Consider the following 15,657-nt stretch of genomic DNA (forward strand, 5'->3'; position numbering starts at 1 on the left):
TCCATGGTGCCGTCCGCCTTCACCGCAACCTTACCGGAGGTATCCGGCACCTGCTTCACACATACGATTGCTTTCATGTCAATATCCTCCGTTCCTTACTTCACGCCCAGATGGCTGGAAATGACCATGCGCTGAACCTCGCTGGTACCCTCGTAGATCTCGGTGATCTTGGCGTCGCGCATCATGCGCTCCACGGGGTACTCACGGGTGTAGCCATAGCCGCCAAAGAGCTGAACGGCGCGGCGGGTCACATCACTGGCGGCCTCAGCGGCGAAGAGCTTGGCCATGGCGGCGTCCATGGAGTAGGGCTCGCCATTCTGCTTCTTCATCGCAGCGGAGTACACCAGGAACTGGGCAGCCTGCATGCGGGTGTGCATATCGGCCAGCTGGAACTGGGTGTTCTGGAACTGAGACAGGCGGCGGCCAAACTGCACGCGCTCCTTGGTGTAGTTGATGGCCTCCTCCACGGCGCCCTCGCCCAGGCCCAGAGCCTGAGAGGCGATGCCGATACGGCCGCCGTCCAGCGTCTTCATAGCGATCTTGAAGCCCTTGCCTTCCTTGCCCAGCAGGTTCTCCTTGGGCACGATGCAGTCCTCCATGATCAGCTCACAGGTGGAGGAGCCGCGGATGCCCATCTTCTTCTCGTGCTTACCGATGGAGAATCCGTGGAAGTCCCGCTCCACAATGAAGGCGGAGATGCCGTGGTTGCCCGCCTTGGGATCAGTCATGGCAAAGACGATGAACACATTGGCAAAGCCGGCGTTGGTGATGAAGATCTTGGAGCCGTTGAGCACATAGTGATCTCCCTCCAGCACCGCGGTGGTCTGCTGTCCGGAAGCATCGGTACCGGCGTTGGGCTCGGTCAGGCCAAAGGCGCCGATCCACTCGCCGGAGCAGAGCTTGGGCAGGTACTTCTTCTTCTGCTCCTCGGTGCCGTTCTCAAAGATGGGGGCGCAGCACAGGGAGGTGTGGGCGGACACAACGACAGCGGTGGTGCCGCACACCTTGGCCAGCTCCTCCACCGCCATGGAATAAGCCAGCACATCGGCGCCGGCGCCGCCGTACTCCTTGGGGAAATAGATGCCCATCATGCCCAGCTTGGCCATCTTCTTGACGGTCTCCTCGGGGAAGCGCTCCTCCTCGTCGATCTCCTCGGCCAAGGGCTTCACCTCATTCTGGGCGAACTCACGGTACATTTTCCGAAGCATCTCATGCTCTTTGGACAGATGAAAATCCATATTGCTTTGCTCCTTCTAGATAAAAATACACATATACGGCTGGGAGCCGGGGACGATCTCCGTCCCCGGCTATCCGAATACTGGAATTACTTCTTGCTGTAGTCGTAGAAACCGATGCCGGTCTTACGGCCCAGACGGCCGCCGCGGACCATCTTGCGCAGCAGCAGGGAAGCGCGGTAACGGGGATCGTTGGTCTCCTTATAGAGAACATCCATGATGGCCAGACACACGTCCAGGCCGATAAAGTCGCCCAGCTCCAGGGGACCCATGGGATGATTGGCGCCCAGTTTCATGGCCTTGTCCACGTCCTCCACAGAGGCGATGCCGCTCTCGACCACATTGATACCCTCGTTGATCATGGGGATGAGCAGGCGGTTGACGACAAAACCGGGGGCCTCGTCTACTTCCACAGGATCCTTACCCACGTCCTTGGAGAGGTCAAAGATCGCCTTGAACGTCTCGTCGGAGGTGTTTACGCCGCGGATGACCTCAATGAGCTTCATCACGGGGGCGGGGTTGAAGAAGTGCATACCGATCACCTTGTCGGCCCGCTTGGTGGCGGAGGCGATGTCGGTGATGGAGATGGAGGAGGTGTTGGTGGCCAGGATGGCCTCGGGCTTGCAGATGGCATCCAGCTGAGCGAAGAGCTCCTTCTTCAGGGAGAGCTCCTCCACGGCGGACTCCACAACCAGATCGGCGTCAGCCGCAGCGTTGATGTCGGTCGTAAAGGTCAGCTTGGAGAGCAGGGCCTCCTTGCCGGCCTCGTCCAGCTTGCCCTTGGCAATGCGCTTATCCAGGCTTTTAATGAGGCTGTTCTTATGCTTCTCGGCGCTCTGCTCGCTGGTGGAGCGGATCACGGTATCGATACCCTTGGTCGCAAAAACCTGGCCGATGCCCAGGCCCATGGTGCCGCCGCCGATGATAACGATCTTTTTCATAAACATAGTCCTCCCAAAATTCAGTTGATCCCAAATGCTAAAGTACCCTGCGGACCCGTTCGGTCCGCCCGCGCGTTCTTTCGCGGTGGTACGGAATGTTCCTGCTCATGGTTGGTGACATGCTGTGTATTGGATCTTGCTCTGCGTGCCTCAGTTTGCTCAATCATTTTTAAAAACGGTCCAGATCAGCGGTTGAGGAAATGCTTTTCCTTCCGCTTCTCCAAAAAGGCGCCCATGCCCTCATCCTTGTCGGCCGTGCCACAGGTGACGCCGAAGGCCTCCGCCTCGAAGGCCGCGGCGGTGTGGATATCGGTCTGCATTCCCATCCGGATGCAGCGCTTGGACTCCCGCACTGCGATCTGTGCATTGGCACAGATCGCCTGGGCCAGTTCCATGGCGCGCTCCATCAGCTCTTCCGGCGGACAGACCGCAGACACCAGGCCGATCTCCTTGGCCTCGGCTGCACCGATGACCCGGGCGGTCAGAATGAGCTCCATGGCCTTGGAAACCCCCACGATACGGGGCAGACGCTGCGTCCCGCCGAAGCCGGGTGTAATCCCCAGGCCCACCTCGGGCTGACCGAACTTGGCCTTCTCACTGGCCAGGCGGATGTCACAGGCCATGGCCAGCTCGCATCCGCCGCCCAGCGCAAAGCCGTTGACCGCGGCGATCACAGGCTTGGACAGATTCTCCAGCTTGAGGAACACATTTCCTCCGCGGACGCCGAATTTCTTTCCGTCACTGGAGGTAAAGCCCTTCATTTCCCCGATGTCGGCCCCCGCCACAAAGGAGCGGCCCGCACCGGTGAGGATGACCACATAGATCTCATCCTCAGCCTCCACTCTGTCCAGAACGGCGTCCAGATCAGAGAGGACCTGACTGTTGAGGGCATTGAGCGCATCGGGCCGGTCGATGGTGATGATTCCAACGTGTCCCTGTTGCTCAAACTTCACAAATGCCACTCGTTCTACCTCCTGTTTCTTGTAAAGTGTTGTTGGACCGTCCGGCAGCTTGTTATTTTTTTAACATATAACCTCCTAAAAAATTGCAACAGCAGGTTTTCTATCCGCAGTTGCACAACTTTACAGGTGGTTTCTTGGCTGTTCCGTTTTCTCGATCCTCGCTTAGTATAGCTCTTTTTTGGCTCATACGCAAGAGGGTTTTTGAAAAAAATCGTATTTTTTATCTACACGCTTTCTTTTTTCATTCATTTTATTGTTGGTATTTTACAAATACTTAGTGAAAAAATTGACGATTTCGCGGTCTTTGCGCCTTTTGTTATTTTATTAACATTGATTAGATTCCAAATAAAAAGCACTTCGGAATCCGAAGTGCTTTGCGGAAAGGATGCTCACATCAGGGCGGTCAGCCACCGGGAGAGGGGCAGATAGGCCATGGGCAGAAACATGGCCGGCAGCATATTGCCCACCCGGATCTTTTCCCGGGGCAGTCCCAGCATGTTCAGGGCGATGCCCACGATGATGGTCCCCCCTACTGCGCTCATCTCCACCACCACGTCCTGCGGCAGATAGGGGCCTACAAACTGAGCCAGCAGCGTCAGTCCCCCCTGGTAGAGGAAGAGGGGCACCACACAGAAGGCCACACCCACGCCCATGGCCGAGGCAAAGGTGATGGCGGTCACCCCGTCGATGACACTCTTGGAAATCAGGATGGAATAGTTGTGGTTGAGGCCCGCCTCCAGGCTTCCGTTGATGGCCATGGCTCCCACGCAGAACAGGACTGTGGCATTGACAAATCCCTCCACAAAACGGCTGTTGCCGCCGCCCCGGAGCAGGCGTCCCCGCACCAGTATGCCGATTCCCTCCAGGCGGTCTTCGATACGCAGTGCCTCCCCCAACAGCGTTCCCACGACCATGCAGACGATCACACACAGGGTATCCTGCGTGCCAATCATACTGGAGACCCCGATCCCCATCACACACAGCCCCAGTGCACTGGTCAGTGTGGCGGCAAAACGGGGTTTGATATGGTCCTTGCACACAAGCCCCAGCAAACTGCCCAATAAAATCAGAACGACATTGATAACGGTGGCGATCATGGGTAACTCCTTCCGGCGGGCGCTTTCCCGCTTCACTGTATTAAATATAATGATACTCACCTTTTCGCCCCTTGTCAAAGGGGAATTCTCCTCATGTCCAGGCACTGGACCACATATGGTAGAACAGCGAAGAAAAAGGGGGGCTGTCCTTGAAAGTGAGCCGTTCATCCATGTTATACGGCACCTTACTGCTCACCGGCACCAGTCTGGTGGCCCAGGTACTGGGATTTATCTACCGCATTTTCCTCTCCCGGCTGGTGGGCGCCGAGATCATGGGACTCTATCAACTCATCCTACCGGTCTATTCCGTGGTCCTCTCCATCACCGCCGTCGGCCTGACCGTAGCCGTGTCCAACCTCTCGGCTGAGTATGCCGCACGGGGAAACGAGGGGGCCATGGGGGCGGTACTGCGGCGCTGCCTGACCGCCTTTCTGATCCTCTTTGCCCTGGTGGCCGGGGTAACGGTGCTGTTCTATGACCCCATTTCGGTCTATCTGCTGGGAGACGCCAGGACCCAGCTGGGCCTCCTTCTTTTACTCCCCTGTCTCTTTCTCACGGGGATCGAAAATCTCCACAAACACTATTTTTACGGCACCGGAAATATCCGTCCGCCTGCGGCAGTGGAGCTGTGTGAACAGTTTATCCGCACCGGGGCGGTCCTGGGCCTTCTGGCCCTCTTTCTCCCTCAGACGCCGGAGCGCACCGTGGGACTCATCGTGACCGGCATGGTGATCTGTGAGCTCTTTTCCTCCGTTACGCTGGTCATTCTGTACCGAAAACGGGCAGCCGGTCTGCCTCGGACCGCCGCTGAACCCGGGCTGGGCCGCCGGATCCGCGCCATTGCCGTTCCCATCGGCTTTACCGCTCTTTTGGGGAATATCATGGGCTCGGCCAACGCGGTACTCATCCCCCAGCGTCTGGTGGCCTCCGGCTCCGACGTGTCCCATGCCATGAGCTCGTTTGGTGTGCTGTGCGGCATGACGATCCCCATGCTGGTCATGCCCACCGCCTTTATCGGCGCCATGGGGCTGGTTCTGGTTCCCCGTCTGGCCCGCAGCGCCGCCCTGGGCCGTCTGGATCGGATCCGGGACCGGGTCCACAAGGCCATGCTGGCCACATCGGTCCTCATCATGCCCGCCATGGCCTTTCTGGTGGTTCTGGGCCCGACCATCGGGCGTTTCCTCTTCCGGGAGGAAAGCGCGGGGGATTTTATCCTCCCCCTCTCACTGGGTGTCCTGCTGTCCTGCTATCAGTCCATCCTCTCCGGCGTGCTCAACGGCGTGGGAAAACAGCGTGCCGCCGCCTGGAACGCCATCCTCTGCGGAGGGGTGCAACTGGGCTGCACCTTTTTCCTGATGGGCCTGCCCGGTGTGGGACTCAAGGGCTATGTGGCGGGCTTTGTGGCCAGCTCCGCCCTGGGTCTGCTCCTCAACTGGTATCAGGTGGGGCGGTATGCCCATATGCGGCCCCGGCTCTTCCAGTGGTGTACGGCCCCCGCGCTGTCCGCCCTCCTTATGGGCCTGTGCGTCAATCTGCTCTTCCGCTTCTTGTGCCGCAGCGGTGTGGAGGGCATTTGGGCTGTTCTCATCTGCCTGCTCTTTGGGAGCGTGGAATACCTCTGCGCCCTCTCGGCCCAGGGCGTTTCGGTTCGGGCCCTCTTTTCCCTACATTGACTTGTTGGTTTTTCATCCGTTTTTCTCGGTAAAAAGGGGCACTTTTTTGCATTCTCTCACAATTTCCGCCCCGCTGCGCCGGATTCCGCCCTCAGATGCTTGACAGCCCCCCGCCCACGGCTTATAATGACTTTTATGCAGCAAGGACGCTGCGGCCCTGGCCGCAGTGTCTTTTTTTATCGGTCCCCTCTGCCGGGGGACTCCATGGAGGAATGTTTTGATGAGTAAGGTCCCTGAAGTCTTTGGCAGCATGGTTTTTAACGACTCTGTCATGCGGGAGCGGCTCCCCAAGGATATCTACCGCGCCCTCCGGCGCACCATCAACGAGGGCACGGCCCTGGACCCCGCCGTGGCCGATGTGGTGGCCGCCGCCATGAAGGACTGGGCGGTGGGCAAGGGCGCCACCCACTTCACACACTGGTTCCAGCCCATGACGGGCATCACCGCCGAAAAGCACGACGCCTTCCTCTCCCCCTGTGGGGACGGATCGGTCATCATGGATTTCTCAGGCAAGGAGCTCATCAAGGGCGAGTCGGACGCCTCCTCCTTCCCCTCCGGCGGGCTGCGGGCCACCTTTGAAGCCCGGGGCTATACCGCCTGGGACCCCACCTCTTACGCCTTTATCAAGGATGATACCCTGTGTATTCCCACCGCCTTCTGCTCCTACCACGGGGAGATCCTGGACAAAAAGACCCCCCTGCTCCGCTCCATGGACGCGGTGAGCCGGGAGGCCATCCGGGTGCTCCGTCTCTTCGGCAAGGATGTACGCCGGGTGACCTCCACCGTGGGGGCCGAGCAGGAGTATTTCCTCATCAACAAAGAGGACTACGGCAAGCGGGCCGATCTGATCCTCACGGGCCGGACCCTCTTCGGCGCGCCCGCCCCCAAGGGCCAGGAGATGGAGGATCACTACTACGGCTCCATCCGTCCCCGGGTCAAGGCCTTTATGGCGGAGCTGGATGAGGAGCTGTGGAAGCTGGGTATCTGCTCCAAGACCGAGCACAACGAGGTGGCACCCTGCCAGCATGAGATGGCCCCCCTCTTTACCACCGCCAACCTGGCCACCGACCAGAACCAGCTCTCCATGGAGATCATGAAGAAGGTGGCCAACAAGCACGGCTTTGTCTGCCTCCTCCATGAAAAGCCCTTTGAGGGGGTCAATGGCTCGGGCAAGCACAACAACTGGTCCCTCTCCACCGACACCGGGGAGAACCTGCTGGACCCGGGCAAGACCCCCATGGACAACGCCCAGTTCCTGCTCTTCCTCACCGCCGTCATCAAGGCGGTGGACGACTATCAGGATCTGCTGCGCATCTCGGTGGCCAGCGCGGGCAACGACCACCGCCTGGGTGCCAATGAGGCACCGCCCGCCATCGTCTCGGTCTATGTGGGCGACGAGCTGGAGCAGGTGGTGGATGCCCTGGTCTCGGGCGGAGCCCACGACAAGGCTGTGGATGCCGCCATGGATATCGGCGTCACCGCCCTTCCCCCCATCCCTCTGGACAACTCGGACCGGAACCGCACCTCTCCCTTCGCCTTTACCGGCAATAAGTTTGAGTTCCGTATGCCCGGCTCCTCTTTCAACATCGCCTGCACCAACGTGATGCTCAACACTGCCGTTGCCATGGTCCTGCGGGAGTTTGCCGACGAGCTGGAGGACGCCCCCGTCTTTGATACTGCCCTCTCCGCCCTCATCCGGCGGGAGCTGGCCGCCCACCGCCGGATCCTCTTCAACGGAAACGGCTACGGGACGGATTGGCCCATCGAGGCCCAGCGCCGGGGCCTGCTCAACCTGCGCACCACCCCCGAGGCCCTGGAGCGCTACGACGATCCCAAGAACGTGGCCCTCTTTGCCGCCATGGGCATCTACACACTGGAGGAGATCCGCTCCCGCCAGGAGATCATCCAGGAGGATTACAGCAAGACCATCCTCATCGAGGCCCGCACCGCCCTGGATCTGCTCCGCCAGCAGATCCTCCCCGCCTGCATGGCCTATTCCAAGCAGGTGGCCGAGGGCGTAGCCGTCAAGCAGTCCATCGGCATCCCCGCCCCGGAGGAGAGCGCATTGGTCCGCTCCCTCACCGAGGAGACCGGACTCCTCTTCCAGCGTGCCGCCGAGCTGGAGTCCTCCCTCACCGCCCTGCCCAGCGGAGCCGCGCCCCGGGCGGAATACTGCGCCCAGGCCGTCCTGCCCGCCATGGAGGCCGCCCGTGCTGTGGCCGACCGACTGGAGGGCATGGTCAGCCACGATTTCTGGCCCTTCCCCACCTATCGGGATCTGCTTTTTTACATCTGATTTTCCTTCCTAATGAGACCGGCCGTCCGGCGGGAGTTTCCCGCCGGACGGCCGGTTTTTATACGGGCAGCTCCCGGGCACTTCTGCTCTTCCGGTGCCATAGCAGGAAGAGCAGACAGAGGGTGATCTGTACCACCGTGGCGCACGGAGTGGCCAGACCGATCTGAAACAGCGTGGGGTGGGGGCGCATACTCACCAGATAGACCACCGGGATGCGCACCAGCACGGCCCCCACGATCCCCTGCACCATCACAAAGAAGGTGTGTCCACAGCCGTTGAAGTACCCCACGCAGCAGAAGAGGATCGAGGTAAGCAGGGTGTCAATGGCGTAGGCCCTCAGATAGTCGTGAGCCTGGGCGATAACCTCCGGGTCCCGGGAGAAGATCCCCGCCAGCAGATCTCCCCGGAAAAAGGCAAAGGACGCGATGACCACCGCCACACCCAGAGCTGTGGCGATGCCATACCCCAGGGCAGCCCGGGCCCGGGCCGCCTTTCCCGCCCCCATGTTCTGCGCCACAAAGGCCGACATGGACTGGGCATAGGAGGAGGGCACCAGCATAATGAACCCGCACACCTTTTCCGCCACGCCCACCCCTGCCGAGGCCGTTACATCGATGGCGTTGACCACCGTCTGGATGACGATGAAGGAGATCCCCACCAGGAACTCCTGAAGGGCGATGGGAGCCCCCAGTGCCAGCTCCCGGCGCAGATAAAACCCGTCCAGGCGCAGATAGCCGGGCCGAAACTGGAACGGAAGGGGCCGCCCCCGTACCAGGACCAGCGACAGCACCACGCTGATGGCCTGGGAGAGCACCGTGGCCAGCGCGGCCCCCTGTGCCCCCATGTGGAGCACCGCCACAAAGAAGAGATCTCCCAGGATGTTGCACACGCAGGCGATGCACACGGTCACCAGAGGGGTCTTGGAGTCTCCGATCCCCCGAAAGACCGCCCCCAGCAGGTTGTAAAGCACAATAAAGACGCCCCCCATGCCGCAGATGCGGATGTAGGCACAGGTCTGCTCATAGGCCTCCTCGGGCGCGTGGAGCAGGCGGGCCAGTGTTCCGGCCCCGCCGACCAGAAGTCCCGTAAGGAGAATCCCCAGCGCCGTAAAGAGCAGAATACCCGTTCCGATGGCCCGGCCCGCCTCCTCGCGCCGCCCCTCTCCGATCTTCTGCCCCACAAAGATGGTGATTCCCATGGTCAGCCCGGTGACCACCATGGCCACCGTCTGCATCAGCACACTGCCGGTGGAGACGCCTGACACATCCGCCGTATGGGAAAACTGTCCCACCACCAGCAGGTCCACTCCGCCGTACAGCGACTGCAAAAACAGCGCCGCAAAGACCGGCATGGCAAAGCGAATCAGGGATGTGATCACTCTTCCTTCCGTCAGATCTCTTGTCTTTCTCATGGCTTCCCGCTCCTTTGCAATAAAAAAAGCTGGATAAGGAACAGACGTCTCAGTCTGTAGCCTTATCCAGCATAACATTTCCAGCGAATGTCATACCCTCCGCGCTGCTGAAAGGGTAGCATATTTCCCGCTCGTTTGTCAAGAGCGGCCGCCCCGGCGGCACATGACCAAGGCGGACAAAACAAAAAAGTCGGAGCAAGCTTTCGCTTGCTCCGACCTGGTGCCTCCGGCCGGAATCGAACCAGCGACACGGGGATTTTCAGTCCCCTGCTCTACCAACTGAGCTACAGAGGCAAATGAAAGGCCCTGCAACCAGAACCTCTCTGGTGCGGGTAACAGGACTTGAACCTGCACGGTCGCCCACCAGAACCTAAATCTGGCGTGTCTGCCAATTCCACCATACCCGCGCATCGGTCATTCTTGTATATATTATCATGCTTTTCTCCATTTGTCAATTGAAAATTTACAAAGATCCAGCTATAATGGGAATACATCCAGAAGTTTATCCGCATCCGCGCGTATTGATATCCCATCTGTAAGGAGTGACCGCTATGAAGCGCGCGCCCGAAGTGGCTGTGATCCAGGATCTGTCGGGATTTGGCCGGTGCTCGGCCACCATCGCCCTGCCGGTACTTGCCGCCATGGGAAACCGGTGTGAGACCCTGCTCACCGCCTATCTCTCCGCCCATACCGCCTATCCCTCCTCGGACCGCGCCGTCTTTCTCGACCTGACCGACGAGATGACCCGGTGCAGTGACCACTGGGCTCAGCTGGGGGCCTCCTTTGAGGCCATTTACAGCGGGTTCCTGGGTTCGGAACGCCAGATCGACGTGCTCCGGGCTTTTATCGCCCGCTTCCGCCGTCCCAATACTCTGGTACTGGTGGACCCGGTCATGGGAGATCACGGCAAGCCGTACAGCACCTATACCCCCGCCCTGTGCCAGCGGATGGGGGCCCTAGCCGAGCAGGCTGACATCATCACGCCCAATCTGACTGAGGCGGCCCTGCTTCTGGAGGAGCCCTATGAGGCTGTCCCCTCCGGCGAAGCCGGGATGGCCGCCTGGCTGGAGCGGCTCTCTCTGGGCGGGCGGCGCTCGGTAGTCATCACGGGGGTGAGTCTCTCCGACGGTGAGGTGGGGGCGGGCTGCTGGGACCGGGAGACCGGCCGCGTCTCCTTCTCCCAAACCCGGCAGGAACCCGCCCATTTCCCTGGCACCGGTGACCTCTTTGCCAGCGTGCTGCTGGGGAGCCTGCTCAAAGGCGCCCCTCTCCCCCAGAGTATGGAGCGGGCCGTCTCCTTTGTCCAGACCTGCGCCGCGGCCACTCTGGAACTGGGCACGCCCATTCTGGACGGGGTGCAGTTTGAACCTCTGCTTCACCTGCTCATGGACTGAAGCCCGAACACAAAACCGGCGGCCCGGAGGACGACTGTCCTCCGGGCCGCCTTTCGTTTCATCCGGCCGGATCAGGTGTGAGAGAGCAGGGGGAAACGGCAGGAATAGCGCTTGAGCAGCTCCTTCCCGTTCCCCAGCATGAAGAGGGTGCTGTCCCGGTCCATCAGAGGGCGGACCGAGCAGGATGCCCCGGCCCGGGGAGTAAAGCCCAGCACCGCCTTCTCGGTCTCGGGCCGGGCCAGGGCGGAGAGGATCTCCCCCAGATCACGGCCGCTGCCGCCGAAGAGATCGTGGCAGTACATGGTCTCCCCATCGTACTCCACCACCGCCACGGTGTCGTGGCTGCCCACATAGTAGATGTGCTCCCGCATCACGCCGCCGCAGTGGAAGAAGAGCAGGCCCGGGTTGTGCTCCCAGCTGAGCAGGGCATGGGGATTGCCCTTCTGATAGTGGGAGAGGATCAGGGACTTGTCCTGGGAGAGCTCCGGGATGAGCCGGCACACCTGGCTCCGTCCGGGCAGGGCCTGGACCTGGGCGGTGTGGCGGAACTCCCGCACCTTCTCAAAGCCAAAGCGGGGGTAGAACTCCTGGGTGTCCCGGTTGGCAAAGAGATAGATGCCATGGCATTTCCCCGCCCAGTCGGTGAGCACCCGGGCCATGAGAAAATGGATCAGGCCCCGGCCCCGGAATTCCGGGTCACACATGACGGTACCGATCTGAAGGTAGTGCAGCTCCTTGCCCATGCACCGCAGGTCCATGGGACTCACCGATACGTTGGCCACCACCCGGCCCTCGTAGGCCAGGGAGTTGGGCCGGTAGCGGTCAGTCCAGTAGCCGGCCCGGTGCCAGGGCTCAAAATCCAGTCCGAACACCTTGCCTGCCAGGGCGTTGAAGCTCTCCCGCAGGCTGGGCTCCTCCTGATAGCAGGTGCGATAGTCAAAGCGGCTTCCATCCAGTGTGATCTCCATTGTGTGTCGTTCCTCTCTTTATCTCTCTATCTCTCTAGGTCCTGCACGGTCATGCGTCCTCCACAACGCAAAGACTGCCCGGAAGTCCGGGCAGCAAAAACAGAGGGGGCGGGCCCGCCGCGGGTCCGTCCCCTCCGTGCAGTTTTACGATTATATCACATCAGACGCGAACCGTCCAGCCATAGGGATCTTCCAGGGTACCCCACTGGATGCCGGTGAGGGTATCGTAGAGCTTCTGGGTCAGGGCACCGATGGCGCCGCCGTTGATGACGGCGTGCTCGTCGTTCCAGCCCATCTCGCCCACCGGAGAGACCACGGCGGCCGTACCGGTGCCCCAGGCCTCCTCCAGCTTACCGGCCTTGGCCGCGTCAAAGAGCTCCTGGGCGGTGATGAGCCGCTCCTCCACATCCATGCCCCAGTGACGCATCAGCTCCAGGCAGGAGCGGCGGGTGATGCCGGGCAGCACGGAGCCGGTGAGCTTGGGGGTGATGACCTTGCCGTCCACCTTGAACATGACGTTCATGGAACCCACTTCCTCGATGTACTTGCGCTCCACACCGTCCAGCCAGAGCACCTGGGCATAGCCCTGTCCCTCGGCCCGCTCGCCGGCGCGGATGGAGGCGGCGTAGTTGCCGCCGCACTTGGTGTAGCCGGTGCCGCCCCGGACGGCCCGCACATCCTCGTTCTCCACATAGATGCGCACCGGGTTGATGCCCTCCTTGTAGTAGGCGCCCACCGGGCAGCAGATCACGCAGAAGAGGTAGCTGTGGCTGGCGTGGACGCCCAGGCTGGCGTCGGTCGCGATAATAAAGGGACGGATATACAGGGAGGTGCCCGGCTCGCTGGGAACCCAGTCTTCCTCCACCTTTACCAGCGCCTTGATGGCGTCCAGCGCCACGTCCTCCGGCAGGGCGGGGATGCACAGACGCTCACAGGAGTCGTTGAGCCGGCGCACATTGTCCATGGGACGGAAGAGCTGCACGCCGCCGTCGGGTCGGCGGTAGGCCTTCATGCCCTCAAAGACCTCCTGGGCATAGTGGAACACCATGGTGGAGGGGTCCAGCTGGAGAGGACCATAGGGCACGATCCGGCCGTCATGCCAGCCCTGCCCGGCGTCATAGTTCATCAGGAACATATAGTCCGTAAAATTGTGCCCGAAAATCAGCGTCTTGGGGTCGGGCTTGGGTTTCAGCTGCTTGGCGCGCTCAATGGGGAATTCGTTCATATGGATAACCTCCTGCCTTTTTTTGGACTGGCCTTCCGTCCTCGCGGCAAGATCCCCGGGGGCGGCTGACAATTTAGCGATTTAATTATCTGAATTATTAGCATTATAGCAGTCTCATCTTCACCCTGCAAGAGAAAGATTGACAGAAAATAGGCTTTTCCCGCCATTTGACTTATGTTATAATAGCCGCAAAGCCGTTTCTTTTTCCGGCAGCCGGCCTGCCGGACCCGGACGGCGATCAAGCGAATGGGCCGTATCCGCCCAAAAGAGTCCCCGAATATGGTATCATTTCTTTGAAAAAAGCGATTGATTCATCGGGCCTTGAACGCCGGTGCGTTCAAGGCTTGTGGCTTTCTGTCCGGCAGGACCATGTCCCGCCGCCCCCTCCGGGGTATGCAATCTCCTCTGAAACTGGCCGCGCGTGCGGCGGAAAGGGCGTTTTTCTATGCGGAAAAAGAAGCTGTCCCGGTTACTGGAGCCCGGTTTTCAGCTCTATTTTGTCTGTCTGGTGCTGTTTGCCATCGCCTCCGCCTTTCTCAGCCCCTGGCTGGGCGGCGCAGAGGGCGTTGTGATCATCCTGCTCTACGTTTATTTCCGCCGGAGCAATGCCCAGCGGCAGAAGGAGATCCTCAAGTATATCGACAACATCACCTGCAACATCGATGTGGCCACCAAGGACACCATGATCAACGCCCCCCTCCCCATGGTCATTTTCCGCCCGGAGAGTGATGAGGTGATCTGGTCCAACGACCGCTTTCTTCAGCTCACCGGGGAGCGGGAGCATCTCTTTGACACCAAGCTCTCCTCGGTGGTGCCCGGTTTTTCCTCCCGCTGGCTGATGGAGGGAAAGACGGAATGCCCTATGGAGGTGGAGCTGGCCGATCGCCGCTTCCTGGTCTTCGGCCATCTGGTGCGCACCGACGAGAAAGGGGCCCACAGCTTCCTGGCCACCACCTATTGGGTGGATGTGAGTGACTACTCCGCCGTGCGGGAAGAATTTTACGGCTCCCGTCCGGTGTGCGCCATCCTCACGGTGGACAACTATGAGGAGCTGATGAAGGGCATCAGCGACAACGAGAAGTCCTCGGTGGTCAACGCCATCGACGAGCACATCAGCGCCTGGTGCAAGCCCACCGGCGGTCTGCTGTGCAAGTATGACCGGGACCGGTATCTCTTCCTCTTTGAGGAGCGGTTCCTCGCCCCCCTGCGGGAGGGGAAATTCGCGGTACTGGAGGCGGTGCGGGGCGTGCTCAACCCCAAGGGCATGCCGGCCACCCTCTCCATCGGCATCGGCCGGGACGCCGATACCTTCCAGGAGCTCTTCCAGTACGCCGCCCTCTCGGTGGAAATGGCCCTCTCCCGGGGCGGCGACCAGGTGGTCATCAAGAACAAGTTCAACTTCGAATTTTTCGGCGGCCACGCCAAGGAGCTGGAGCGGCGTACCAAGGTCAAGAGCCGGGTCATGTCCAGCGCGCTGGGCGAGCTGATCGCCGACGCCTCCCACGTCTTTGTCATGGGGCACAAGTTCCCCGACTTCGACTGCATCGGCGCCGCGGCCGGCGTGTGTGCCATTGCCCGCAAGAAGGGCACGCCCGTCTATTTCATCAAAGACCCCAACCCCAACCCGGCCAGCGACATGGTGGCCCGTCTCTCCGCCCTGCCGGAGTATAAGGACGTCTTCCTCTCCCCGCAGGACGCGATGATCAAGGCCGATTCCCGCTCCCTTCTGGTGGTGGTGGACACCAACCGCCCGGAACAGACCCTCTCGGAGGATCTGCTCCTCTCCTGCAACAAGGTGGCGGTCATCGACCACCACCGCCGGGCCGCCACCTATATCGCCGATGCGGCCCTCAACTTCCACGAGCCCTATGCCTCTTCGGCCAGTGAGCTGGTCACCGAGCTTCTGCAGTACCTGCTGGAGCCGGCCGACCTGCTGCGCACCGAGGCGGAGGCGCTTCTCTCCGGCATCGTGCTGGACACCAAACAGTTCACCATGCGCACCGGCAGCCGCACCTTTGAGGCGGCCTCCTTCCTCCGCCGGGCCGGCGCCGATACCGGCGACGTCCGCAAGCTCTTCCAGAACGATCTGGAGGGCACCATTGCCCGGTATGACATCATCCGCAACGCCCGCCTCTACCGGGACGGCATCGCCGTGGCAGTGGTGGACCACACGGTGGGCCGGGTCACCGCGGCCCAGGCCGCCGATGAGCTGCTCAACATCTCGGGCATCGACGCCTCCTTCGTCCTCTTCCCGGACGGCGACCGGGTCATCATCTCGGGCCGCTCCATGGGGGATACCAATGTGCAGCTCATTCTGGAAAAGCTGGGGGGCGGCGGAAATGCCAGCGCCGCCGGCGGTCAGATCCCCGGCGAGATCGACGATATGACCCGCAAACTCCTCACCGCCATCGATCAGTATTTTGAGGAGGAAGTCTGATACGGGGGATTTCCCCCC

At 60.9% G+C, this 15,657-nt stretch carries 11 protein-coding genes and 2 tRNA genes; 4 read left to right on the forward strand and 9 right to left on the reverse strand.

Annotation, left to right across the window (positions count from 1 at the left end; genetic code table 11):
- Window positions 1-95: 95 nt before the first annotated feature.
- From I2C21_RS15140 to I2C21_RS15155, 4 genes are all read right to left on the reverse strand, one after another.
- Window positions 96-1,238: an acyl-CoA dehydrogenase gene (locus I2C21_RS15140; RefSeq protein ID WP_195279661.1), complete on the reverse strand. Its 1,143-nt coding sequence runs from the start codon at window positions 1,236-1,238 to the stop codon at window positions 96-98.
- Window positions 1,239-1,324: 86 nt separating this feature from the next.
- Window positions 1,325-2,176: a 3-hydroxybutyryl-CoA dehydrogenase gene (locus I2C21_RS15145; protein ID WP_101691008.1), complete on the reverse strand. Its 852-nt coding sequence runs from the start codon at window positions 2,174-2,176 to the stop codon at window positions 1,325-1,327.
- Between the two features lie 185 nt (window positions 2,177-2,361).
- Window positions 2,362-3,138, reverse strand: coding sequence for an enoyl-CoA hydratase-related protein (locus I2C21_RS15150; protein ID WP_101691007.1), 777 nt, complete (start codon window positions 3,136-3,138; stop codon window positions 2,362-2,364).
- Between the two features lie 389 nt (window positions 3,139-3,527).
- Window positions 3,528-4,271, reverse strand: a complete 744-nt coding sequence (locus I2C21_RS15155) for a DUF554 domain-containing protein (protein WP_180956677.1) — start codon at window positions 4,269-4,271, stop codon at window positions 3,528-3,530.
- A gap of 119 nt (window positions 4,272-4,390) precedes the next feature.
- Between I2C21_RS15155 and I2C21_RS15160 the strand changes: the two genes are divergently transcribed.
- Window positions 4,391-5,908 carry a putative polysaccharide biosynthesis protein gene (locus I2C21_RS15160; protein WP_328821086.1) on the forward strand — a complete coding sequence of 506 codons (1,518 nt, stop codon included), beginning with the start codon at window positions 4,391-4,393 and terminating at the stop codon, window positions 5,906-5,908.
- Between the two features lie 220 nt (window positions 5,909-6,128).
- Window positions 6,129-8,204 carry a glutamine synthetase III family protein gene (locus I2C21_RS15165; protein WP_195279662.1) on the forward strand — a complete coding sequence of 692 codons (2,076 nt, stop codon included), beginning with the start codon at window positions 6,129-6,131 and terminating at the stop codon, window positions 8,202-8,204.
- A gap of 58 nt (window positions 8,205-8,262) precedes the next feature.
- On the opposite strand, the gene I2C21_RS15170 is transcribed toward I2C21_RS15165, so the two are convergent.
- The 3 genes from I2C21_RS15170 to I2C21_RS15180 form a co-directional block, all read right to left on the reverse strand.
- Window positions 8,263-9,615: an MATE family efflux transporter gene (locus tag I2C21_RS15170; RefSeq protein WP_195279663.1), complete on the reverse strand. Its 1,353-nt coding sequence runs from the start codon at window positions 9,613-9,615 to the stop codon at window positions 8,263-8,265.
- Window positions 9,616-9,833: 218 nt separating this feature from the next.
- Window positions 9,834-9,909 (reverse strand) — tRNA-Phe (locus I2C21_RS15175).
- Window positions 9,910-9,939: 30 nt separating this feature from the next.
- Window positions 9,940-10,022: transfer RNA gene (locus I2C21_RS15180), tRNA-Leu, on the reverse strand.
- A 144-nt stretch (window positions 10,023-10,166) separates the two neighbouring features.
- Here I2C21_RS15180 and I2C21_RS15185 point away from each other — a divergent pair.
- Window positions 10,167-11,009 (forward strand): pyridoxamine kinase, encoded by an 843-nt coding sequence (locus tag I2C21_RS15185; protein WP_193538941.1) that lies wholly within the window; start codon window positions 10,167-10,169, stop codon window positions 11,007-11,009.
- A gap of 71 nt (window positions 11,010-11,080) precedes the next feature.
- On the opposite strand, the gene I2C21_RS15190 is transcribed toward I2C21_RS15185, so the two are convergent.
- The gene (locus I2C21_RS15190; protein ID WP_195279664.1) at window positions 11,081-11,977 is read right to left on the reverse strand and encodes a GNAT family N-acetyltransferase; all 897 of its coding nucleotides are present in this window, start codon (window positions 11,975-11,977) and stop codon (window positions 11,081-11,083) included.
- A gap of 160 nt (window positions 11,978-12,137) precedes the next feature.
- Entirely contained in the window at window positions 12,138-13,202 is a 1,065-nt protein-coding gene (locus I2C21_RS15195) for a branched-chain amino acid aminotransferase (protein ID WP_195279665.1), read from the reverse strand.
- A gap of 445 nt (window positions 13,203-13,647) precedes the next feature.
- On the opposite strand from I2C21_RS15195, the gene I2C21_RS15200 reads away from it, so the two are divergent.
- Window positions 13,648-15,639 carry a DHH family phosphoesterase gene (locus tag I2C21_RS15200; RefSeq protein ID WP_186964010.1) on the forward strand — a complete coding sequence of 664 codons (1,992 nt, stop codon included), beginning with the start codon at window positions 13,648-13,650 and terminating at the stop codon, window positions 15,637-15,639.
- The last annotated feature ends 18 nt before the right edge of the window (window positions 15,640-15,657 follow it).

It is taken from the genome of Clostridium sp. J1101437_171009_A5 (assembly GCF_015547905.1).
Lineage (GTDB): Bacteria > Bacillota > Clostridia > Oscillospirales > Oscillospiraceae > Pseudoflavonifractor_A > Pseudoflavonifractor_A gallinarum.